27 protein-coding genes and 1 tRNA gene are annotated in these 21,030 nt (G+C 40.6%); 6 read left to right on the top strand and 22 right to left on the bottom strand.

Annotated features, from left to right (window positions below; translation table 11 throughout):
* Nucleotides 1–1,155 carry a rod shape-determining protein RodA gene (gene rodA, locus NSQ70_RS14030; protein WP_008344041.1) on the top strand — a complete coding sequence of 385 codons (1,155 nt, stop codon included), beginning with the start codon at nt 1–3 and terminating at the stop codon, nt 1,153–1,155.
* The gene (ftsW, locus tag NSQ70_RS14035) at nt 1,152–2,294 is read left to right on the top strand and encodes a putative lipid II flippase FtsW (protein ID WP_342502221.1); all 1,143 of its coding nucleotides are present in this window, start codon (nt 1,152–1,154) and stop codon (nt 2,292–2,294) included. Before rodA ends, ftsW begins: the two co-directional genes overlap by 4 nt.
* A 31-nt stretch (nt 2,295–2,325) precedes the next feature.
* Here ftsW and NSQ70_RS14040 read toward each other — a convergent pair whose 3' ends face one another.
* Together NSQ70_RS14040 and NSQ70_RS14045 are read right to left on the bottom strand one after the other, a co-directional pair.
* On the bottom strand, nt 2,326–3,873 hold the full coding sequence (locus tag NSQ70_RS14040) for a flotillin family protein (RefSeq protein WP_008344044.1): 1,548 nt from the start codon (nt 3,871–3,873) through the stop codon (nt 2,326–2,328).
* An 11-nt stretch (nt 3,874–3,884) separates the two neighbouring features.
* Entirely contained in the window at nt 3,885–4,415 is a 531-nt protein-coding gene (locus NSQ70_RS14045; RefSeq protein ID WP_017367919.1) for a hypothetical protein, read from the bottom strand.
* A 205-nt stretch (nt 4,416–4,620) separates the two neighbouring features.
* Here NSQ70_RS14045 and NSQ70_RS14050 point away from each other — a divergent pair, with 205 nt between their 5' ends.
* The gene (locus tag NSQ70_RS14050) at nt 4,621–5,100 is read left to right on the top strand and encodes a DinB family protein (protein ID WP_186316908.1); all 480 of its coding nucleotides are present in this window, start codon (nt 4,621–4,623) and stop codon (nt 5,098–5,100) included.
* Between the two features lie 40 nt (nt 5,101–5,140).
* Here NSQ70_RS14050 and NSQ70_RS14055 read toward each other — a convergent pair whose 3' ends face one another.
* Both NSQ70_RS14055 and betB read right to left on the bottom strand, forming a co-directional pair.
* Nucleotides 5,141–6,349: an iron-containing alcohol dehydrogenase gene (locus NSQ70_RS14055; protein ID WP_035701121.1), complete on the bottom strand. Its 1,209-nt coding sequence runs from the start codon at nt 6,347–6,349 to the stop codon at nt 5,141–5,143.
* A gap of 27 nt (nt 6,350–6,376) precedes the next feature.
* The gene (gene betB, locus NSQ70_RS14060) at nt 6,377–7,846 is read right to left on the bottom strand and encodes a betaine-aldehyde dehydrogenase (protein WP_159145033.1); all 1,470 of its coding nucleotides are present in this window, start codon (nt 7,844–7,846) and stop codon (nt 6,377–6,379) included.
* Nucleotides 7,847–8,053: 207 nt separating this feature from the next.
* On the opposite strand from betB, the gene NSQ70_RS14065 reads away from it, so the two are divergent.
* Complete coding sequence (locus tag NSQ70_RS14065; protein WP_024719673.1) at nt 8,054–8,611, top strand: GbsR/MarR family transcriptional regulator; 558 nt, start codon at nt 8,054–8,056, stop codon at nt 8,609–8,611.
* Nucleotides 8,612–8,683: 72 nt separating this feature from the next.
* Nucleotides 8,684–8,756, top strand: a tRNA-Ala gene (locus NSQ70_RS14070).
* Nucleotides 8,757–9,041: 285 nt separating this feature from the next.
* On the opposite strand, the gene NSQ70_RS14075 is transcribed toward NSQ70_RS14070, so the two are convergent.
* Together NSQ70_RS14075 and NSQ70_RS14080 are read right to left on the bottom strand one after the other, a co-directional pair.
* The gene (locus NSQ70_RS14075) at nt 9,042–9,506 is read right to left on the bottom strand and encodes a hypothetical protein (RefSeq protein WP_024719674.1); all 465 of its coding nucleotides are present in this window, start codon (nt 9,504–9,506) and stop codon (nt 9,042–9,044) included.
* Nucleotides 9,507–9,738: 232 nt separating this feature from the next.
* Nucleotides 9,739–10,560 carry a GyrI-like domain-containing protein gene (locus NSQ70_RS14080; protein WP_024719675.1) on the bottom strand — a complete coding sequence of 274 codons (822 nt, stop codon included), beginning with the start codon at nt 10,558–10,560 and terminating at the stop codon, nt 9,739–9,741.
* A gap of 118 nt (nt 10,561–10,678) precedes the next feature.
* Here NSQ70_RS14080 and NSQ70_RS14085 point away from each other — a divergent pair, with 118 nt between their 5' ends.
* The gene (locus NSQ70_RS14085) at nt 10,679–11,137 is read left to right on the top strand and encodes a GNAT family N-acetyltransferase (protein WP_081124222.1); all 459 of its coding nucleotides are present in this window, start codon (nt 10,679–10,681) and stop codon (nt 11,135–11,137) included.
* Between the two features lie 39 nt (nt 11,138–11,176).
* On the opposite strand, the gene NSQ70_RS14090 is transcribed toward NSQ70_RS14085, so the two are convergent.
* The 16 genes from NSQ70_RS14090 to NSQ70_RS14165 are packed head-to-tail and all read right to left on the bottom strand — an operon-like array spanning nt 11,177 to nt 21,026.
* Nucleotides 11,177–11,992, bottom strand: coding sequence for an N-acetylmuramoyl-L-alanine amidase (locus NSQ70_RS14090; protein WP_251210402.1), 816 nt, complete (start codon nt 11,990–11,992; stop codon nt 11,177–11,179).
* Nucleotides 11,993–12,011: 19 nt separating this feature from the next.
* Complete coding sequence (locus tag NSQ70_RS14095; RefSeq protein ID WP_342502222.1) at nt 12,012–12,275, bottom strand: phage holin; 264 nt, start codon at nt 12,273–12,275, stop codon at nt 12,012–12,014.
* A gap of 12 nt (nt 12,276–12,287) precedes the next feature.
* A complete protein-coding gene (locus NSQ70_RS14100) occupies nt 12,288–12,500 on the bottom strand; it encodes a BhlA/UviB family holin-like peptide (protein ID WP_017367922.1) in 213 nt (70 codons plus the stop codon).
* Nucleotides 12,501–12,536: 36 nt separating this feature from the next.
* Nucleotides 12,537–12,680 carry an XkdX family protein gene (locus NSQ70_RS14105; RefSeq protein ID WP_203143585.1) on the bottom strand — a complete coding sequence of 48 codons (144 nt, stop codon included), beginning with the start codon at nt 12,678–12,680 and terminating at the stop codon, nt 12,537–12,539.
* Complete coding sequence (locus tag NSQ70_RS14110) at nt 12,677–12,997, bottom strand: hypothetical protein (protein ID WP_098680566.1); 321 nt, start codon at nt 12,995–12,997, stop codon at nt 12,677–12,679. The genes NSQ70_RS14105 and NSQ70_RS14110 overlap by 4 nt, the downstream gene beginning before the upstream one ends.
* Before the next feature lie 13 nt (nt 12,998–13,010).
* Nucleotides 13,011–14,396, bottom strand: coding sequence for a hypothetical protein (locus NSQ70_RS14115; RefSeq protein WP_144665806.1), 1,386 nt, complete (start codon nt 14,394–14,396; stop codon nt 13,011–13,013).
* A 33-nt stretch (nt 14,397–14,429) separates the two neighbouring features.
* Nucleotides 14,430–15,560, bottom strand: a complete 1,131-nt coding sequence (locus tag NSQ70_RS14120) for a pyocin knob domain-containing protein (protein ID WP_096881777.1) — start codon at nt 15,558–15,560, stop codon at nt 14,430–14,432.
* 7 nt (nt 15,561–15,567) lie between these two features.
* Nucleotides 15,568–15,741 carry an XkdX family protein gene (locus NSQ70_RS14125; protein ID WP_096881778.1) on the bottom strand — a complete coding sequence of 58 codons (174 nt, stop codon included), beginning with the start codon at nt 15,739–15,741 and terminating at the stop codon, nt 15,568–15,570.
* Nucleotides 15,738–16,067, bottom strand: coding sequence for an XkdW family protein (locus NSQ70_RS14130; protein WP_096881779.1), 330 nt, complete (start codon nt 16,065–16,067; stop codon nt 15,738–15,740). Before NSQ70_RS14130 ends, NSQ70_RS14125 begins: the two co-directional genes overlap by 4 nt.
* Nucleotides 16,068–16,077: 10 nt before the next feature.
* Entirely contained in the window at nt 16,078–16,956 is an 879-nt protein-coding gene (locus NSQ70_RS14135) for a hypothetical protein (protein WP_060811935.1), read from the bottom strand.
* A 15-nt stretch (nt 16,957–16,971) separates the two neighbouring features.
* On the bottom strand, nt 16,972–17,355 hold the full coding sequence (locus NSQ70_RS14140; RefSeq protein ID WP_017359000.1) for a phage tail protein: 384 nt from the start codon (nt 17,353–17,355) through the stop codon (nt 16,972–16,974).
* A gap of 11 nt (nt 17,356–17,366) precedes the next feature.
* Nucleotides 17,367–18,290, bottom strand: coding sequence for a YmfQ family protein (locus tag NSQ70_RS14145; RefSeq protein WP_039169970.1), 924 nt, complete (start codon nt 18,288–18,290; stop codon nt 17,367–17,369).
* Nucleotides 18,277–19,323, bottom strand: coding sequence for a baseplate J/gp47 family protein (locus tag NSQ70_RS14150; protein WP_039169972.1), 1,047 nt, complete (start codon nt 19,321–19,323; stop codon nt 18,277–18,279). Before NSQ70_RS14150 ends, NSQ70_RS14145 begins: the two co-directional genes overlap by 14 nt.
* Nucleotides 19,316–19,738, bottom strand: coding sequence for a DUF2634 domain-containing protein (locus NSQ70_RS14155; RefSeq protein ID WP_024719684.1), 423 nt, complete (start codon nt 19,736–19,738; stop codon nt 19,316–19,318). The genes NSQ70_RS14150 and NSQ70_RS14155 overlap by 8 nt, the downstream gene beginning before the upstream one ends.
* A gap of 14 nt (nt 19,739–19,752) precedes the next feature.
* The gene (locus NSQ70_RS14160; protein ID WP_039169977.1) at nt 19,753–20,019 is read right to left on the bottom strand and encodes a DUF2577 family protein; all 267 of its coding nucleotides are present in this window, start codon (nt 20,017–20,019) and stop codon (nt 19,753–19,755) included.
* Nucleotides 20,016–21,026, bottom strand: coding sequence for a phage portal protein (locus tag NSQ70_RS14165; RefSeq protein WP_342502223.1), 1,011 nt, complete (start codon nt 21,024–21,026; stop codon nt 20,016–20,018). The genes NSQ70_RS14160 and NSQ70_RS14165 overlap by 4 nt, the downstream gene beginning before the upstream one ends.
* Nucleotides 21,027–21,030: the final 4 nt, after the last annotated feature.

Below are 21,030 nucleotides of genomic sequence, written 5' to 3' on the forward strand. Positions count from 1 at the left end.
ATGAAAAAACAGAACAGCATTGACTTCGCATTATTATTCACTGTCATTTGCTTCTTTGTGATCAGCCTACTGGCTGTGTATAGCGGATCGGGACAGTATGAAACGCAAGATATGTTTTATTTCGTCAAAAGACAAGTTTTCTGGTATATCGTCGGCTTTGGCCTTATGGCGGCAGTTGCTTACTTTGATTATGAACTGCTTGAGCGGTTATCTTTTCGATTATTTGCAGGTGGTCTCTTCCTCATCATTCTCGTTCATTTTTTTGGCACGAATCAAAATGGCTCCCAAAGATGGATCAGCTTGGGGCCCATGAAAGTGCAACCATCAGAATTTATGAAAATTTTTGTCATTCTTCTGTTAGCGGCTATTTTAAATCGATACAAACATCAGCGCTTTTCGTTTAAAGAAAGCATGATTCCTACAATGAACATCATATGCTGGACCGCTGTTCCTTTTTTCCTGATTTTAATTCAGCCAGATTTGGGGACGGCACTTGTGATCTTGTCTATTGCTTTTACACTGATGCTTGTGTCAGGCATTTCAAGTAAGATGATCGCTGCATTAATCGCTTCTTTTCTCGCGCTTCTTGCATTTTTGACCTACTTGCACAATGAACATTTTGAGCACTTTACAAAAGTGATTAAACCTCATCAGCTTGATCGCATTTATGGGTGGCTCTCCCCAGATGAATTTGATTCGACATATGGGTATCAACTGAAACAAGCAATGCTTGGCATTGGGTCAGGGCAATTATCAGGAAGCGGGTATACAAAAGGAAATCAAGTACAAGGGGGAAATATCCCTGAAGCCCATACAGATTTTATATTTGCAGTCATTGGCGAGGAGTTTGGTTTTATCGGCGCCTCCCTATTGATCTGTTTATATCTTATGATGGTCTATCGAATGATTCATGTGGCAATGCATGCGAATACCCTTTATGGGCTTTATATATGTGCTGGAGTGGTTGGGCTGATCGTTTTTCAAGTCTTCCAAAACGTTGGGATGACAGTAGGGCTAATGCCTGTGACTGGTCTTGCCCTTCCTTTTATCAGCTATGGAGGCAGTGCGCTTTTAACCAATATGATTGCCATTGGCCTTGTGTTTAGTGTCAATTTGAGGTCCTCATCCTACATGTTTGGACGTAACTGGGATTGAAGGTGATGTCATTGATTCTTTCTCACCTAAAAAAAATCGACCACATTCTTGCTGGGACGATTGTTTGTCTTTGTTTCTTTGGATTACTAATGGTGTACAGTGCGAGTTATCCTTTAGGCGAAATAAAATATGGACAGGGTAGCTACTTCTTCATGAAACAGTGGCAATGGCTTTTGATTGGGTTCTTCTTTTTCATCGCTGCGGCCCTGGTTCCATATCAAGTTTACCGTAAATGGATTCGGTGGCTTGTGATGCTGTCATTGTTATGTCTTATCCTTGTACTGCTTCCTGGAATCGGTGTTGTCAAAAACAATTCACAGCGATGGATTCAATTGGGCTCTCTGATCATCCAGCCGTCTGTGGCTGTGAAATTAGTGATGATCATCTATTTTGCCTATGTATATGCAAGGAAACAAGCGTACATTACATCCTTTAAAAAAGGAGTCCTGCCTCCACTTCTTCTTTTAAGTCTAGCTTTTTTATTGATTTTAAAACAGCCAGATTTAGGTACAGCAGTTTCTATTTTATTGAGCTGCGGTATCGTCTTATTATGTGTTGGACTTAAAACACGCCACCTCATTCTACTAGGTTCGACGGCTGCGGCAGGGATCACTTTTTTTGCTGTGACCGCTCCTTATCGTTTGAAACGGATCACTTCTTTTCGTGATCCTTTCATGTATGAAGATGGAGATGGTTATCAGCTGATCCATTCTTATCTCGCCATGGATTCAGGAGGACTGACCGGGAATGGTTTAGGCGGAAGTATTCAAAAACTAGGATTTCTTCCTGAAGCCCATACAGATTTTATTATGGCCATCATCAGTGAAGAGCTGGGAATCATGGGGCTGTTGTTTGTGATGGGTGCCTACCTACTCATCATGTATCGCGCCGTTCGAATCGTTCAAGGTTTACAAGATCCATTTGGAAAGCTATTAACGATCGGGCTTACTTTTCAAATTATGATTCAAGCAGCCTTTAATCTAGGAGCTGTCTTTGGGCTTCTCCCCATTACAGGCATTCCTCTTCCCTTTATTAGCTACGGCGGATCTTCATTGGTGTTCATGATGATATCTGCAGGCATTCTTGTGAATCTCTCTTCATCTATCAAAAGACACCGGCATATGCCCCAAGTAAAATAGACACCCTCTATCAGAAGGTGTCTTTTGATTTTTATTCTTCTATTTGACGATCAGCGATTTCTTTTTTTCTTGGCTGTTTGATTTCATTCGTCAGTTCTTGGATGCTTTGTTTCACATTGCCTTTGCCAGAGAAATTCTCAATAATTTCTTTAACATCAATTCCAGAGGAAGCTTTCAGACTTTCTTGAAGACTGGACATAAGGTTTGTCGCATAGCCGGTCACTTTGTTGGCGCCGCTACCTTCCCCGTTACCACCTGTATCAACAACTGTAATTTTATCAATGTTAGAAAGTGGAGCAGATACTTGTTTCGCATATTCAGGTAGCATTTTCACAATCATATCAAGAATCGCCGCTTGGCCATACTGTTCGAATGCTTCTGCAATTTTCTCTTTCGCTTCTGCTTCCGCAAGTCCTTTCAACCTAATGACTTCTGCTTCTGTTTCCCCTTTTGCACGATCGGCTTCTGCTTTGGCAAGCCCGTCAATCCGAACTTTCTCTGCTTCTGCTTTTGCCATTGCTTCAATGCTGTATTTCTTCGCATCTGCTTCTGCAAGACGCTTCGCTTTTTCCGCCGCAGCCGACTGCTCAACAGCATAACGGTCCGCATCTGCTTTCTTTTTCACTTCAGAATCGTATTGACGCTCACGACGCTGGATCTCTTTTTCTTCTAATTCAATTTGCTTCTGACGTTCAATGATTTTGACTTGCATTTCTTGTTCAGTTACGTGCTGACGATTACGAGCTGTTTCAAGATCGTACGCTTGGTCAGCGCTTGCTTTTGCTGTATCTTGTTCACGTCTGAATTCTGCTCTTTTCAGCTCATTGATTTTTTCTGCTTCAGCGATTTCAGTGGCACGCTCAAGCTCAGATTTCTTCGCATCTTTATCTGCTTCTGCACGTTTGATACGTGTTTCTTTATCTGCTTCTGCTGTCGCAATATCTGCATCGCGTTTCACTTGAGCAATTCTAGGTTTACCTAGTGATTCTAAATAGCCATTTTTATCACGGACATCTTTGATTGTAAACGATACAATGACAAGACCCATTTTCGCTAGATCTTGAGAAGCGACACGCTGTACTTCTTGAGAAAATTTCTCTCTGTTTTTATAAATCTCTTCAACTGTCATTGACCCTAAAATGGAGCGAAGGTGTCCTTCTAGTACTTCTCTTGCTTCATTTTCACGATCTTCTTTTGTTTTCCCTAAAAACTGCTCTGCCGCAGTGGCGATTTCTTCAATTGATCCGCCAATTTTAATGATGGCCGTTCCATCCGCCATGACCGGTACACCTTGTTCAGTATAGACTTCAGGCGTTGAAACATCTAGCTTGCTAGACAGTAAGCTGAGCGGCTCTGCTTGTTGAAAAACAGGGAGTACAAAGGTACCTCCACCTCTTACAATCTTAATCTTGTTTCCACCTTCATCCACGTGGACATTTTTACTTCCGAGGTAACTTCCTGTGACGATTAATGCTTCATCTGGACCAGCTGTCCGGTATTTCGAAACAAATACACCAATAAGTGCAATGAGAATCACAAGCACAATTCCAATAATAATTAATATGGTTGTTCCTGGCATAGCATTCCCTCCTAGATTTCTTCATTTGGTATAACAGATAACACGCCTTTGTTCACTTCGACGACCAGCACCCGGGTTCCATATGGAATCTCCTCTTCGTCGAAACTGACGGCAGGCTTTGAGATTTTTCCGCTGTTACTAATTAACAGCACTTCTCCAAACCCATCTTTTGGTACAGATACAATGATCTCCCCAGTTCTTCCTTTTAGGTCGGCCTCCGTATATGAAAGAGATTCTTCAGCAGAGGAAAGCGGGACTAAGACAAATACATGTAAACAAGTAACGAGAACCACTGCGAGGATGGCAGATAATACGGCGCCAAGTCCACTTCCTACAATTGCTGTTTTTTCAGAGATAAATCCTCCAGCCGAGAAAAAGGTAAGAAATGCGAGGATCAATGTTGGTTGAAGGAACGGGACAGGAATCGCTTCAAACAATCCATCAAATACATCGCCAAAAAAGACGAAAACAAGCGTCAGGATTCCTGATACCATCAATATGTATAAGTACAGCGTCTGAAGAGGCAGCCCAAACACATCCATCTTCCTCACCCTTTCTTTATGAAATGAGCAGCCTTTCATTCATTTAGACTATGCTCACATCCAAGTGTATTCCTTCTAACAGGTAATACGAACCACTTTTGTAAAGGTTTCATTTTTCATCACAATTCATTAAAGGATTTCTCGGATAGCTAAAGAATGATTGTCTTGTACCAGTATGATAAAATTTGATCTTGAGGTGAGAGAAATGAGTTTATTACATGAAGCAAGACAAGAATTGTGGCAGGAGCTGCAAGGATTGAGCGAAGAACAATTAAATCAAAAATTATCTGATGATACTTGGAGTATTCAAGAAGTTGCAGATCATTTAAAGAAGATGGACCTAGTTGCAGCAAAACATCTAGCTGCCGAGGGGAAAAAAGCACCGATTAAAGAATATGAGCCAAAGCCGGTGGAAATGGCAGAGGTTCGTTCAAAAAAAGCCACTGCGCCTAGTATCGTTGTGCCTGATCGCAAGCATGTAACACCTACACATTTAAAGGATGAGCTCGATACAGCACGTGAGAAGCTCAATCAAATTTTATCAACGTTTACAGAGGAAGATTTCAAACGCGTGATTGCACATCCTGTGTTTGAAGAACTTTCATTAAAGCAATACCTTGATTTTATCGGCGCACATGAAAAGCGCCATATTCATCAAATTAAAGAAATTAAAGAACAGCTATAAGATGTAAAAAAGACTCCCTTTTGGGAGCCTTTTTTCATTGTTACACTGTTTTAGGTGTTAAATCAAAGCAGCGAGCGTAAATCCAGTTGTATGCTTTTTCGTTCAGGTCTCTTGGGTTTCCAACTGTTTGCGGATCTTTCATTGCTTCTTTAGATAAACGGTCGATCATATCTTTTGGTACACCTTGTTCTTCTAATGAAGGAACTTCTAGGTCTTCCACTAAATCATACATCCAATTCACTGCTGCTTTTGCAGCTTCCTCTGTTGTCATTCTGCTTGTATCAATACCGAATGCTTGCGCAATTCGAGCGAATTTCTCTGGGTACCCTTTCCAGTTATATTCCATGACAGGTCCCATCATTGCCGCTACACATTGGCCATGTGCGACTGGAATAATCCCTCCAAGCGTTTGGCTCATCGCATGGGCTGCGCCAGCTGATTCACTGCCATAGGAAAGTCCGGCAAGCATCGCAGCTTGTGCCATGCCATATCTTGCTTCCAAATCCTCTCCATCGGCAAAGGCACGGCGAATATAATGAGCAGCATATTCAATGGCCATGAGTGCTACCGCATCTGTAATTGGCTGAGCAAACTTCATCGTATAGCATTCGATCGCGTGCGCAAGCGCATCGATACCCGTCATTGCCGTCACATGCGGCGGCATAGATACATGAAGCTCAGGATCAATCACTGTTAGGTGAGCTGCAATGAGCGGTCCACCTGTGTTGAATTTGAATTCCCTTTCTTCGTCAGTGATCACTGCCCACTGCGTGACCTCTGAACCTGTACCAGCCGTTGTCGGAATTGTGGTTAACGGAGGGATTCTATTTTCAAGCGGTTTTTTCCCCTCAGCCGCTTCGTAATCAAGGACTGAGCCTTCATGAGTTGCCTCTACTCCGATTGCCTTTGCTGTATCCATTGAACTGCCGCCGCCTACTGCGACTAATCCATTACAGCCTTCTTTTTCATATAAAGCAGATCCTTCGTTCACTAGACGGACTGGCGGATTTGGCTCTACTTTATCAAATAGAACGACATCGATTTGCGCTTCTTTTAATGAAGCAATCACTGGATCTACAACACCTGCTTGATAAATACCAGGATCTGTGACAAGCAATACCTTTGAAACGCCGTATGCTTTCACTTCTTCCCCAACATGTTTCACTGCACCAATGCCGTGCTTGATGACAGTCGGAATTTCAAACGTATGGAATTTTTGCATGCTTTCAATTTTCATATTTAAAGTCATATAGAATCTCCTCCAGATAAGTGATGTTTATTTAAACCAATGAACCGCTTCTGGTTTTGTATTTCGATATAAATGTTTTAGTTCCGTATATTCTTCAAGGCCCGTACGTCCTAATTCACGTCCAAGACCTGATTGTTTATATCCGCCCCACGGTGCTTGGGCAAAATAAGGATGGAAGTCGTTGATCCATACCGTGCCTAATCTTAATTGAAGAGCCACTCGTTCGGCTTTGCCGATATCAGAAGACCAAACTGCTCCTGCTAAACCATAAATCGTGTCATTTGCCAGCTCGATGACTTCTTCCTCTGATCGGAAGGATTCGACAGTGAGGACTGGTCCAAACACTTCTTCCTGAACAATTCGCATGTCTGATGTACAGCCTGAGAAAATCGTCGGCAAGTAGAAGAATCCTTTTTGAAGCTCCTCTGCATCAGGTCGTTTCCCACCTGTTTCTAATGTTGCGCCTTCGTCTAAACCGATGCTGACGTATTTTTCTACTTTTTCTCGATGCTCAGCTGAGATAAGCGGTCCGCTCTGGGTTCCTTCATCAAAGCCGTTGCCTAGCTTGATTTTTTTCGTACGCTTCACCAGTTCTTCTAAAAATTCATCGTGAATGGATTCTTCCACTAACAAGCGTGAACCTGCTGAACACACTTGCCCTGCATGGAAAAACACAGCATTCATTGCCTGGTCAACCGCTACGTCTAAATCAGCATCTTGAAAGACGATATTCGGGTTTTTCCCGCCGAGCTCAAGGGCGATTTTCTTCACATTCCCGCTGGCTCCCTGCATGATTTTCTTACCTGTTTCAATACCGCCTGTGAATGAAATTAAATCGACTTGGTCATTGACAGCCAGCTCATCTCCAACAGTTGCTCCAGGTCCAAGCACTAAGTTGGCAACGCCTGCTGGAACACCCGCTTCTTCCATAAGTTTGAAAACTTTGATCGTGGTTAATGGTGTAATTTCACTTGGCTTTAGTACGATTGTATTTCCAGCTGCAAGGGCAGGAGCGATTTTCCAGCTCGCTTGAAGCAATGGATAGTTCCAAGGAGTGATTTGACCGCATACACCGACAGGTTCTCGGACTAATTCGCTTTTTGAGTTTGGAATAGGCGATGCAATGATTTCCCCGCCATCCTTATCAGCAAGCCCCGCATAATATTGGAACACGTTCGCAATATCGTCCATATCTGCTTTGCTTTCCTCTAACGTTTTGCCCGTATCAAGTGATTCTAATTTGGCTAATTCATCTAGGTCTCGCCTAATCAATTCCGCAATTTTGAACACAATATTTCCTCTTTCAAGTCCAGGCATGTTTGCCCAATCACCTTGATCGAAGGTTTTTCTTGCTGCCTTAATGGCTAACTGCGCGTCATTTCTTGATCCTTCACTGACTGTCGCGATCACTTCTTGATTAAATGGATTGATGATATCTCTTGTGTCGCCACTCTTAGCGCCAACCCATTGTCCATCGATAAATAGTGTTTGACTCATAGAAGGAACCTCCTCTGATTCTCTTTGGTAAGTTTGTTAAATAAAAATTTAACGTTTTGAACATAATTAACTTAACATGTTCAAATTTTTCTGTCAAAGGGTGGATATGCTTCTTTTATTTTGACATTTTGCATTCTTTCGTTAACATATAGTCCATAAAGATTTTTTTGAACGTATTGAATTCACTTAATAGAAAGCAGGGACAAGATGAAAAAGCAGGAACAGCCACAAGCAGAGGAACGCATTTTAGCTGCTAAAGATCTCGTCATTGATTCCATCGCTGAAACAATGGATCTCTATGGCATTACTAGAAGTGCGGGTATTCTATATGGGACGATGTATTTAAACGAGGAAATGACGCTGGATGAAATGCGTGAAGAGCTGCAAATGAGTAAGCCTAGTATGAGTACAGGTGTGAAAAAACTCCAAGACATGAATATTGTCAAAAAGACCTTTCACCGTGGCCGAAGAAAACACAGCTTTGTTGCTGAGAAAGACTTTTTTAAGTTTTTCATGAACTTCTTCCCGCAAAAATGGGAACGAGAGGTTGAGGTCAATCTAGCAGCGATTGAAGAAGCGCAAGAACGCCTTCAAGATGTAGCTCGTGATGAGCAGGCGGCGGAACATGAAAGAGAGGAAGCGAAACAGCTCATTGAACAGCTTGAAAGCTCAAAAGCCTATTATGATTGGCTTAGACGATTAGCCCACTCGGTTCATTCGGGAGAAATCTTTGACTATATTCCGATTGATCAGAAAGAAAAATAGCCGGGGTGTTTGTGTTTTACAGCTTGAATTTTACAGGAGGATTGATTATAATAAGTTATGTCGTAATACTTCGGGGCATTAGCTCAGCTGGGAGAGCGCTACGCTGGCAGCGTAGAGGTCAGCGGTTCGATCCCGCTATGCTCCATACACAAAACCCTTACTGCTGTAAGGGTTTTTCTTATTTTCAACATTTTTATTTTGCGTCTTTTTTTCAAGTTGGGGCCATCTTGGGGCCATTTGATTAAAAACACTCAAATAAAATAAAAAGGCCGTCCTTCTAGGCGGCCAATAATTTCATTTTTTAATGTTTTTCTTTAAATCCTCAATTTCATTTTTGAGGATTTTATTTTCTCGTTTGATCTTTGAAACCTCTACGACGGTTAGTAACAAAGTTGCAACTATAAGTAAAATCAAAATATACTCAAACATGTTAAATATCCATATAGTAGTCATCAAAGCCAAATGTCGCAGCAATACCTATTACCGGTACTAATGCAGCTCTGAAACCCCATCTGTGTTTTTTGTAAGTTGATTTCGTTAACTGCTTGCGCTTATAAAGTTGATTGGCGATATAGCGACCGGCAGCATATCCACTCCCCACAATTGCGGTCATCCCAGTAATTATACCGATCACAACAAGTATAGGATTATGTACTGTGGCTTTATCTTCTTTGTCGAAAAGACTGTCGATTTTGAAGATGTCATTGTCAGTTAGACCAAGATCTAACGCGCCTTGATATAATTCAGCATCGTTTTTTGTAAATGATTCAGACGGTGTTTTTTGTTCATATTGTGGCTGATTAGCTTTTGCATCTGCAAACTCTCCAAGCGTACAGGAGATACCCAACGCAGCTACAATGGATAATGAAACTCTTGTTATCCATTTTTTATTCAAATCAAACCCTCCCCTTTTTAATCCCATCAAGCATAACTTAAAATATACAGTAATATCCATAGTTACAAATGACCGAATGTCAAATGGTGTATTAGTAGTAAAGTATGTAATTTAAGACAAATAAAAAAGCCCCAATCCACTAAGGAAAGGGGTTTAATATTTTCATGCACTTCACATTGCATAATTCTTATTTATTAATCTGTTTGACGTATTGAGTTTGAATTGCATTTGTTTATCTCTCTTCAATTTGAAGAAGAATTTTAACATAAGTATTTTCGTAACCATCTACTGTCATCTCATCTAACATATATTCTTCATATGCATTCTTACCGATCTTTAATCCCTTATTTTCAACGAATTCCATTATTCTACGGTACGCATCTTCAATTTCACCACCAATCTCATAACCTACAGCATACATACCTTTTGGGCGTATAAAATAATTTATTTTCTCTGAATAACCCTTTATTTTCATATAGAAATGGCTGTAATTATAAAAGTCTTGTCCTAGAATTTGATCTTGCGAAAGGATACCTCCTATCGGATATCCTTCATCTAGCTCATAGTGTTGAGCAAGATGGATGAGCTCTGAAATTGCTGCCACGTATTTTCGTTCAGATAAATTTAATGTTTTTCTACTTAACATAAATTCTTCTTCGGGTAAAAATTTTAAAGAAATCGATGAAAAATCAGTTTCAAGTGCCTGTTCAATTAATTGCATTTTAGTTTTTAGAATTTTTTGCAACTGATTAAATTTATGAATTTTCTTTTCAATATCAATAGACTTTTCTTTAAGAACTTCCAATATCTTTGCTGGTGTTCTTTGCTTTATTAATCGTTTTATTTCTTTTAATGGAACACCAAGTTCTTTGAATAGACTAATGACTTGAAAAATTTCAAATTGATGATATGAATAATATCTGTAACCGTTTTCCCTTTTAATTTCTGGTGAGAATAAGCCTATCTCATCATAATGAAAAAGAGTTTGCTTTTTTATGCCGCAAAGCTTTGAAAACTCTCCTGTTGTGAAATACTTCTTTAAATCTTTATTCAAAAATAACATCCTCCTTGACTATATGGTAACAGTATACTTTATGATTTATGTACTTGGATAAGAAAATTTTAAGAGTCGCTAGTCGATACTAAACACAACAACATTGGAGGAATATGTAATGAATATAGAAATAAAGCCGGTAACTGATCATAATCGTGCGGCAGTATTGGATTTAAAAGTAAGTGGACAACAAAAATCTTATGTCGAGTCATCAAAAGTTTGTTTAGAAGATGCTGTAAAATGTGAATATTATCAACCAGCAGCACTTTACTATCAAGGTGATCTAATCGGTTTTGCGATGTATGGTTTATTTCCAGGGGATTCAAAAACAAACGAAGATGGGAGAGTTTGGCTTGATCGGTTCTTTATTGATGAACGTTTTCAAGGAAGAGGTTTGGGTAAGAAAATGCTTGATGCCCTGATTCGACACCTTACTAAAATTTATAAATGCAATAAAATTTACTTAAGTATATATGAAGAAAATAAACCTGCTAAAAATCTATATTTAAAATTCGGATTTCAATTTAATGGTGAACTGGACTTTAACGGCGAGAAAGTAATGGTAAAAAAGATATAAAACTTTTTGGAAATGAGCAGGCATAACCGCCTGCCCTTTTTATTTTAATAACTTTTCGAGCTTCGCTTTAGTCTTTGGACCATAGATGCCATCGGCAGCAAGTCCATGCATCAATTGGAACCGTTTGACCGCATCCGCTGTTTTCGGTCCGTAATAGCCATCAACACCGTTGTTTTTCGCTCCTTTGTCCGGGTAGTAGTAAACCGCCGCTAGGGCTTGCTGTACGGCTTTTACTGCTGACCCTTTTGTAAGAGGCTTCGTCACTTTTAAAATACCTGCAGGCAAACTGTATGTTTTTTTGACCTTGTTGGTTTTAGATGTTGATCTCGTTGATATGGTTTTGATAGATGTTTCTTTCACCGGTTTAGCTGTTGTCATTTGACTTGATGCTGATGCAATACCAGCCTTGAAGCCATCCCAACGATTTAACAGCTTACGCGGACACTCTTTCCCGCTCCAATGCTTATGCGGCACCACGTTTGATAAAGGAATTCCTAAATCCCCCATCAGTTTTCGAATGAGCCATTGGGCGTTTTTAACGGCTTGTTCAAAGTCACCGCCTGCATTTTCACAAATTTCAATTCCAATTGATTTCATATTGCCGGTTCCCCTGCCATCTCCTGCATGCCAGCCATTTTCGTTTAAAGGTAAATGCTGATAAATGACCTGATCATCGACCGTGTAGTGCCAGCTAACCCCGGTACTTGCCCGAGCAACAAATGCTGCATGATTTGCCGCATCAGCCCCCCGTCCAGTGTTCGATGTATTATGCACCGTAATATAGAGCGGCTTCATCCTGTTTCCTGGTCTGTTGCGATTTTGTTTTGGGATGAGTGCTTGAATGATCTTCACCATATTGTTTCTCCTTCAAAAATTATTTTGTTAACCCTCTTTGTTTCAGGGCATCTTTTTGCAATTGACCTTTATAGGTCACATAATTATTTTTAAACCAAGCGATCACGGCAGTGACCATTGTGAAAATTGTGGAACCTGCCACATATAGTGCATCTCCTGCGGTTTGCACTTGCTCCTCGCTAATCGGCAGCACTGTTTGTCCAAACATGACAAGCGTTTGGTTGATAAGCGCAATAAAAAGAAGCACTGTGCGAATCACAGTGCCTTTGTCGAATGTTTTCATGATGTTTTCCTCCTATTTTAAATTCCGTTCAATTTTATCGAGCTTGTCGATCACGACGTCATACTTCTCACTAAACTTTGCTAACACATCATTTTGCGCCTCGATTTGCTCATTGAGTTTGTTTTCTCGTTCTTTTGTAGTGTTGAGAACATAAAACAGAATCCAGCAAAAAAGAACGGCGAATGGGCCTTGTGTCATTAAGTTTTGAACGACATCTACTTCCATTTGAATCACCTTCTTTCCGGCAAAAAAATAAAGCCATTAGGCTTTGTATATTTCTCCAGTTATATTTTGAAAGTCTTCTGCCGAGATCCAGCCAATGCTTACATAAAATGCAATGTCCTCTGGGCCGTAACACTGCCAGTCCCAGAATTGTTTGATATCCGCTACAGTTGGAAACATCATTCTGAAGCACCTACTTTTTGCATAGCTAATAGCTGCGTTAATTGTTTTGATAACAAAGCATTTTGTTTCTTTAAAAGTTCTATATCACTTGGCGGGAGAGGGGCCGGTTTTAAGCTATCTATATACTCTTGGGTCGCTGATTCATACCATTGTTGTTTTTTCACATCAAATGCAGCCTTATAAAAAGAAGGATTATTGGGTGGTGCAATTGTTGTGCATTGCTCTGGAATAATATAATTTCCTTCATCATCCCTTTCGAACACTTCGATAGGTCTGATCAATTCATTTTGCTGATTGTATTCATAAGCTTGTATCATTTGTATCACTTCCTTAATTTAATGGAACAACCATGTCTAAATAGTAGCCAGTTACTGCACTGTTATTCACTGCATGTAAACCAGTTAGTTTTAGCTCTCCTGTATTATAGATATATAATTTACTATGACCCGTTGTACCTGATACCGGAACTGATACTACTATTCCTTTATCTGGTAAACGATCAGCTGGAATCCATCCAAAAATAACTTCTCTATTTGCTTTTAGGTGGCCTCTCAGCAATAATAAATTTCCCCATTTCACATATTCAACTGGTCTATCCCCTATAGAAGAGCTTTTGTCTAAGGTAACACTAAGCCACGAGACTTTTTCAAACTCAGTATTGGTCATTAGCTGTTTCCAGCCTCTGAAAATACCATCTGTATGAGTAGTTCCGTACCAATGGCTATTATCGTAACTTCGACTCACATGAAATGTTTTGCGATTATTTCCCGTTTCTAAAATATCTACATTAAACCACGAGGCATCGGTCGTCGTTGGCATATTCACTGCATTCGTTCCAGAGACATAATAAAAACCAGAGGGCAAGGTGAGTATATCTGTGCCAGTTGGAATCAGCATTCTAGTTCCATTTGCATTTAATAATGGATGATCGTTCAGCCTCTTCCAACCGCTCCATTCTTGCTGAGTGCCCGTGACATCAGTCGTTGATCGATTGATGTACATATCACCTGTATTATTTGCCCCTATAATCCAGCCATAGGTATTTTCACTAAAAACAGATAAGGCTCTCATAGAACTTCTTGTTGGCAGATCAGGGTGTGCTTCATGGATATACCACGAATGGACGCCTGGTAATTTTATGAGCTTATCTAAAATACTAGGATCATTTGCATTAATTCTTTCGTAAGCCCTTCCGTCATCAGCAGTAATTTTAGATAATTGTCCTGCATCCCATTTATTTCTTTCATTTTGAGTAGGTAATTGAAGCCAGTTGATTCCGACATCATTCACATGATAGGAAAAACAAAATGCGTTGCCCGATGTATCAATTGCAATTCCTACACCGATGTTATTTTGACCTACTAACTGAAAGCCTCTTAAAGCCGCATTCCCGATTGCGGGAGAATCGACTACTCCAGAACCTCCTGGCGCATAAAATGAACAGGCACCTAAAGATTTAATTCCATTATAAATACTCCCGCCAGCAGGGATATTAACCAACTGGGCCCCGTTATCATTCGTCATTTTATAGAGCTGGGATTGATTCCATTTCTGCTTTTCTGTTTCGGATGCATGAGATGTCGTGTCATTTTTGTGTTGATTGATTTGATCCAATAGTCTAGTATCATTTTCAAGAATTACTTTAACCATGTCATTAAACAGTTCCGCATGGGCTTTGTCACTGGTTTTGAAAGTACGAGGCGTCTTTATCTCCATCTGATTCTCCTTCCAGATTTCAGTTTTATTACATTATCTTGTACTGAACTTAAAACCAAATGTAATAAACTCAGTAGGATTGGCATTATTTGAAGACGACTGCACACATACATTTCCATTCTTATCTATTAATGTACGATGAAATTGAGGTACTCCTGGTGTTCCTATACTTGAAGCAACTCCTATAAAATGCATCGCTTGTTGCGGCCGATATGGTGCAGGCAAGTTAAACACTGGATTATTTCCTAAAATCCCACCTTTTATCGCACCTACGATCTCGACTTCCCCTAAGAGATTCTTTCGATATTTTACCGGCAGATTAATAGGATCATATTCCTGCCATTCACTTTTAATCTCTTTAGGTCTTTCCCAAGAACCTTCCAATAAATCTGAAAGCGTAATTTGCTTCTCCCAAGGCGTCCATGATTCTGCATTGTGTCTAAGAACTCTAAAGTAGGTGTTCTTCCCATAAACAGATTCATAAGCTATCTGAACTAATGTATTGCCATAACTCATGACCAATAAAAACACTCGACTCAAGGAAGAAGAGGGACCGTTTACTCCTGTATTATAGATGAGATACATCCCTGTCTCAGTAAGGGTATTGTAGTCTGTTTCGCTAGAAAATCCATGATAAAAGGGCTTTCCATTATCTTGAGTGATTTTTACTAATTGACCGTTATCCCATCTGTTTCTATCGCTTTCTGTAGGCAGCTTTGTCCAAGTAATCGATGTATGACCGGTCTGATAATAGAAGAAATAAGCAATCCCAGAACTATCCACAGCAAAGCCAGAGCCGATGTTTTCTTGACCTACTGTCTGTAGCCCTCTGATTGAGACATTCGATGAGGTAGGAGAATCCTCTGCGCCAGCAGCTGCATAAAATGTACATGTTCCTTTATCTTTTATCGCATCAAATATTCTTCCGCCAGCTGGGACATTCATAAGCTGTCTTCCATTATCCGCTGTGATTTTATAGCTCTGAGATTCATTCCATTTCTTCTTTTCTATTTCAGATGCGTGTACTTTCACATCATTTGTATGTTTTAAGAACTGCTCTATTAATCCATGATCATTTTCAAGAAGGACTTTGACCATATCATTAAACAAATCAGCATGTGCTTTATCATTTACTTCAAAAGGTTTTGGTTCTTTTACTTCCATTCAGTTTTCACTCCCTTTCTTTGATGCTTGCTTCCATTTCTTTCAGCTGCTCTAGAGTAAGAATTCTTTGCTCATATCCTTTATTTAAATCTTCCATTGAACAATCACCTAGCTCGATTGCTTGTTTGACCAATTCCGGGGACACCCATTTAAAATATAATGCCGTTACCCAATAATTCATGATTCACTATCTCCTTTATATAAAAGGATCTCACTTTTTAGCACCTTTAGTTCGTTTGTTAGAAGATCACATTGATGTTCAAGCTGTTTTCTCATTAGCTTTTCTTTGGCTACTTCCTGCGCTAGAAATTCAAGCGGCAGAGGTGGTTGATATCGAGGATTGATTTGAGATGCCTCCCACCATTCCTTCAATTCTTCTGCCGTTGGCTTTGGCACATCTAGATGCCACTCATTTATATACGAACCGTCGCCATCATTTCTTAGTTCAAAATCTTTTTGTGGGTCTGCATCGGGGTATTTATACTTAATGGCTTCATATAAAATCATCTGACTCCTCCTACACTCTTGGGAAATTTCGTCCACCTATTTCCGAAATATCGAAATAGTTGTACCAACCTGAATTATCAGATACATAACGACTAACGTCTCCGTCATACCCTACATATAGGTACATTTCTAAATAGTCCCCCTTATTAGCCGGTACATTGGCAGCACCATAAAGTCCCATACTAAAGCTCAACGTATCAGATGGGCTTACCGGACTTTGCCTTTGATGTGCAATATTTTTATATCTTTTTCCATTCAAATAGATCGATAATTCAAAGTTCGCGTATCGTTGAAAGCTTTCAATATAAACACCTGCATTCACTGAATACATTCCGTTTTCAGGACAGATGAACCGATTATTTTTGATATCAAAATTGTTATGACTGTCTTTAATTTTTCGATTAAAAAGGACTTTTTGATACTCTCCTTTGGTTAATAACTGCTTTCCAGTTGTACCTATATTGGCATGACAAAACCCTGAGATTTTGTGCCATTCAGTCCAGCCAGACCCCGTCCACCAGTGACGACACCACGTACCTGTACTATCAAAATAGCTGCCTGCTTCGTTTCCAGTTCCATAGTAATATTGGATAAATCGAAAGTTACTATATTTTTCATTTTTTACAAAGCCAAATCTCGTAGGATAACCGGTATCATTCGCTTGTCCAATATCCATAAACGTAATACCTATTGGATATTCCTCGCCGCTGACTGATGCATCTTGAATGGCTTGATCGCCTGTTAATTTGAATAAACTTTCATTCGTGATCTCTTCTATTTGTTTACTGAGCGCATTGTCATTCTCCACAAGCGTGTTGACCATCCGGTTAAATAAATTGGCATGGGCTTTGTCAGAGGTTTCAAACGGTAAAGGTGATTTTATGTCCACTTCTTTTCCCCTCCCTTAATAAATATCATCAATCTCAAAAACAAATTCGATGTCGCCGTCTTTTTGTTTGTCTGTCATGGTGCGGATGGCGGTGAATTTGCCGGCTTCGTCGACAAGGGCTAGTTCATTGATGACTTCGCCTGCTAGTTCTCCTTCAGCGATGGTGCAGGTGTAGCGGATTTTTGCCGGTTCCATGAAGGTAAACGAGTCAATATTTTTTTGAATCAGTTCTTTTTTGAGTGCTTGTTCTGTTCCGTCAAGAGAGATCGGTTTTCCATCCTTTGTTCCTCCATTTCCGAATGCCATTTTGACGACTTTTGTGAGTTTTGTTCCTTCTGCTCGTGCCTTTGCCATTTGTTGACGTGCATATAGTGTGGTTACGGTTAATTGATCAGCCATTGTGATCCTCCTTATAGGTCTATTTTTTTAGAAGTTGCTGCCAGCATTTTTGATCCATCAAGTGGAACGGATCCATCGAGAATCCAGTAATGCTCCTTGATCAGTAAACTGCCGCCTTGTTCATTTTGAACATGTACCGGTAAGCGGAACGTCATCCTCTTTTTCGTTTGATGTGAAAGCTGGTTCTTTGCGCGCAAAGTCAGTGTAGCTGCTTGCTTCGTTTCATGCGATGCTCCAGTCATGACATAATTCAGACGATATGCTGTCTCTTTCTCTTGTTGAAGCGGCATTCTCATCTTTAATGAATGCCGAAAGCGAGCAGGGACCTCCGTAGTACCTCGTATCCCGCTGAGATAGAACGTTCCATTTAATACGAATTCACCATTGAGTAAAATTGGAATATGATCGAAAAAGCCCACTCTGCTTCGCAGTGTGAGCCGCTGGTGATGATCATTTGTTTCATGAACATCGGTATGATGAATGGCGGTGAACGTATACGCCAAATGTGCTGGCTTTAACGTTTCGAGTATTTCGACGATATATCTTGTGTTTTGCAGGTCATCCAGGTTGACACGCAATGCAAAATGATAACGATTGGTTGTAAGTCGGATGATCGCACTCGGATTTTTAAGAAATCGATTCACAGATTTCTCTAATGACAGATACGTAATTGGTGGAATGTTCGACATCATATTAAGTAATCGTGCCCTGCGCAGCTCAATCGAATCATCTGACTCTCGCTGCACCTTGAGCATTCTTTCCCAACGATTCAATCCCCACGTCGCTGTTAAAGGGAAGAACTGATCCGTTACATCAAAAATGGATTCGTCCAATTGTTCAAACTCTGGCGCCTCCGTTTTTAGTAAATGATCCACATCATAAATCTCTGTGAAATAAGGCGGCAAGTAGTTTTTCATTTCATCAAGTTTGCTCAATAACCTTCACCTGCCTCAGACGTGGTATCTCAATGTCCTGTAATACTAAGTTTTTTGACTCCCCATTCAATAAGACGTTTGCATAATCGGACACACTCTCTGAATGGTACAAAATATCATTTAAGGCGGACATTCGAATCGTACTTTTTTCAAATGCGATTGATTTTAACAGTGCTTTGACCTTTTCTTCTATTTCTTTTTGCGCACCTTCAAGTGTCCAATCCATCTGAAGTTCGACGGACACTTCTACGTCAATATCCAGCCACTTGGCGCTTTCCACAGTTGCTTTTGAGCCAATAGGAGCTTGCCCTTCTCCTTCTCCCGGTACAGGGTCAATATACTCCTGGACCCTTTTGACAAGAAGCTCAGATGCTACATCTAGATTGCCGTCTGTGATGACAATTTTGACCGTTCCCTCTCCATTCCATAGCGGGAACACTTTCGCTCTGCCGACACCAACCACTTCCTCGGCCCACTTTTTGTAATGTGCTCTGTTGGCACTGACAGCCTCTCGCCTTGCGCGTATTAAATACCGATCGTATAATGACGCATCATCTTCTTCCTCTTGCCCTGGTATCACCAATTCCTTCATGATCATCGACTCTAGACCCGGAATGGTATCAAGCGATAGCAGCGGCTGACCTGTTAATTGCCCATTGCCGACTGTACCTGTTGTCTCGCATTCTAGTGTACCGTCCTTTGAAAATTGAAAATAAACATCTTCAATAAAGAATCTTGATCCTGCTGGAATATTTACGTTCTCTGGTTGAATGGTTACGGACCAGACCGCTTTGGTGGCTGGCTTTCGTTCAATCCCCACTTCTGCTGCTCGTCGATCTAAAAATTCCCCCTGTGCTGTATCAGCAAAGACAAGCTCAAATACTTGATCAAGCCAAATATACGACTGAGCCAGTTCAGCAGCAGCAGGTGCCAAGGCATTCCAAATGACGCTGTTTTCTCTTTTATCTATGTCATCTGGCAGCCTGTCCAGCATTCTTTCCATCAACGCCTCATACGTTTGCTCCTCAAACATCTCCCTCCATCACCTCCTCTATTTCTAATGTGCCTTCATCTGTGACAATGGCTAGTTTGACTTGAAAGGCATCATTTTGCTTCGTGACCTCTATCTCTTCAATATGATCAATCCGCTCATCAACGACCAATGCTTCTTCTAGCAATCTTGGAATCTCCATTTCTTTGTATTCATCTGTTGCTTCTGTATCGGTCAATAGCTCCTGAATTTCAGTACCAATGTCGTGACTGTAAATGGGGTGTGCATAGCGCTCTGTTCTCAATGTCATATAAATAAATTGACGGATCGCTTCAATGCCTGTAATGGCTTCATTTGTCAGCCTACCATTTTCAAAATCTATGCGATACGTCGTCGAGGTTTCTACCTCTTCGTCTTCTTCTGTTTCCTCGATTTCTTCCTCTGGTGAAAGTGCCACATTCATCACCTCCCTTACAATTTGTCGATGATGTAAAAGGACTGCCCTCCTGCCATTGCAAGTACCATAATGCTGTCTCCCTTTTTCAACTCATCATCCTCACCCTTATTTAAGCGTTTAGGCCAAATAAGCAGTTCTTCTGGAATGATCAGCTTACTATTTTCATTTAATCGGATGTGAAGAGGCGAAGCCATTGTGACCTCTCCAATCACCAGATCAATTGGAGAAGCTGCATCTACTGCATTGACAGCGAGTCGTTTAATCGCTTCACTTAATCTCATGCTTGATCACCCTTTGGCATGGAATTTTTCTCAACGACGTCAATTGTCATGGTGTGCTTCACTCCATTGAATTCATGCTTGTCTTGATCGATCCAGTAGGTTTTTTTGATGTTGATTTCAGGGATTTTCAAATAGATTGGCAGACCGCTTTGCAGTTCAGGGATTCCTAGTGCTTGTATGCTTTTCACTTCTTGTTTGACGCCTTTTTTTTCAGCTAGGCGTACTTTCGCTCTTTTTTGAAGCTGCGGCTGGTTGATTTGACCTGTGACCGTCTCCACATGCTGTAAAATGCCGTACTGACTCTGACCCGCTTTATCCTGTTCGATCACCACAATATCTGATTTGCTACCTTTTTTCTTATTCTTCCCCTGTTCGTCTACAGACGTGCGCATCTTCACACGTGTTGCTGTCTCTTCAATGGAGGTGCTGTACTGATAACCGATGAGGTTGACGCCTGATTCAATGACCCACACGTCCTCTGGATCGGGCCAAGCTCTCAGCCCCATCTTGCCTTTAGCAGAATAAATTTGATAATTTCTACCGGTTTGCCGTTTCGTTTCTTTCAATGCTTTTAAAATGATGTCATATAAACTCGTGTCATTTTTAAAAACGAGAGACTTCATGACATGTCCTGTATTTGCGATGGATGTCATAGGAATTTGAAAGTCTGCCCCGATCCGCCTCAAAATTTGATCTGCCCGTTGATTTGAAAAAACATATACATCTTGGTTTTTCACTAAATATTGGAGCATATCGTATGCGGTAAAGGTCAGCTTTCCTTCAACAGGCGTCCTAGAAAACACGATGCCTCTGAACAGCTCTTTTCCTTTCCATTTAAAAAGAACCGTGTCTCCTTCTGAGACACGGTAATATGTTTGACTGCCTTGCTTTGTGATAATATTCGCCTGAATAGAGCGAGGGGCCTGATACCTTTGCCCCTGAAGTGTCACACTCTCTGTGACAAGCTCATACATCGTGCCGTTTCTGATGGCAAAAAGCTCAATCAATGTC

The sequence above is a fragment of the Bacillus sp. FSL R5-0397 genome (genome assembly GCF_038593395.1).
Classification (GTDB): domain Bacteria; phylum Bacillota; class Bacilli; order Bacillales; family Bacillaceae; genus Bacillus; species Bacillus altitudinis.

Coding starts and splice junctions, on each gene's coding strand:
- rodA (WP_008344041.1), top strand. CDS start 1: ATGAAAAAACAGAACAGCATTGACTTCGCATTATTATTCACTGTCATT.
- NSQ70_RS14040 (WP_008344044.1), bottom strand. CDS start 3,873: ATGCCAGGAACAACCATATTAATTATTATTGGAATTGTGCTTGTGATT.
- NSQ70_RS14045 (WP_017367919.1), bottom strand. CDS start 4,415: ATGGATGTGTTTGGGCTGCCTCTTCAGACGCTGTACTTATACATATTG.
- NSQ70_RS14050 (WP_186316908.1), top strand. CDS start 4,621: ATGAGTTTATTACATGAAGCAAGACAAGAATTGTGGCAGGAGCTGCAA.
- NSQ70_RS14055 (WP_035701121.1), bottom strand. CDS start 6,349: ATGACTTTAAATATGAAAATTGAAAGCATGCAAAAATTCCATACGTTT.
- betB (WP_159145033.1), bottom strand. CDS start 7,846: ATGAGTCAAACACTATTTATCGATGGACAATGGGTTGGCGCTAAGAGT.
- NSQ70_RS14065 (WP_024719673.1), top strand. CDS start 8,054: ATGAAAAAGCAGGAACAGCCACAAGCAGAGGAACGCATTTTAGCTGCT.
- NSQ70_RS14085 (WP_081124222.1), top strand. CDS start 10,679: ATGAATATAGAAATAAAGCCGGTAACTGATCATAATCGTGCGGCAGTA.
- NSQ70_RS14090 (WP_251210402.1), bottom strand. CDS start 11,992: ATGGTGAAGATCATTCAAGCACTCATCCCAAAACAAAATCGCAACAGA.
- NSQ70_RS14095 (WP_342502222.1), bottom strand. CDS start 12,275: ATGAAAACATTCGACAAAGGCACTGTGATTCGCACAGTGCTTCTTTTT.
- NSQ70_RS14100 (WP_017367922.1), bottom strand. CDS start 12,500: ATGGAAGTAGATGTCGTTCAAAACTTAATGACACAAGGCCCATTCGCC.
- NSQ70_RS14105 (WP_203143585.1), bottom strand. CDS start 12,680: ATGATGTTTCCAACTGTAGCGGATATCAAACAATTCTGGGACTGGCAG.
- NSQ70_RS14110 (WP_098680566.1), bottom strand. CDS start 12,997: ATGATACAAGCTTATGAATACAATCAGCAAAATGAATTGATCAGACCT.
- NSQ70_RS14115 (WP_144665806.1), bottom strand. CDS start 14,396: ATGGAGATAAAGACGCCTCGTACTTTCAAAACCAGTGACAAAGCCCAT.
- NSQ70_RS14120 (WP_096881777.1), bottom strand. CDS start 15,560: ATGGAAGTAAAAGAACCAAAACCTTTTGAAGTAAATGATAAAGCACAT.
- NSQ70_RS14125 (WP_096881778.1), bottom strand. CDS start 15,741: ATGAATTATTGGGTAACGGCATTATATTTTAAATGGGTGTCCCCGGAA.
- NSQ70_RS14130 (WP_096881779.1), bottom strand. CDS start 16,067: ATGATTTTATATGAAGCCATTAAGTATAAATACCCCGATGCAGACCCA.
- NSQ70_RS14140 (WP_017359000.1), bottom strand. CDS start 17,355: ATGGCTGATCAATTAACCGTAACCACACTATATGCACGTCAACAAATG.
- NSQ70_RS14150 (WP_039169972.1), bottom strand. CDS start 19,323: ATGTTTGAGGAGCAAACGTATGAGGCGTTGATGGAAAGAATGCTGGAC.
- NSQ70_RS14160 (WP_039169977.1), bottom strand. CDS start 20,019: ATGAGATTAAGTGAAGCGATTAAACGACTCGCTGTCAATGCAGTAGAT.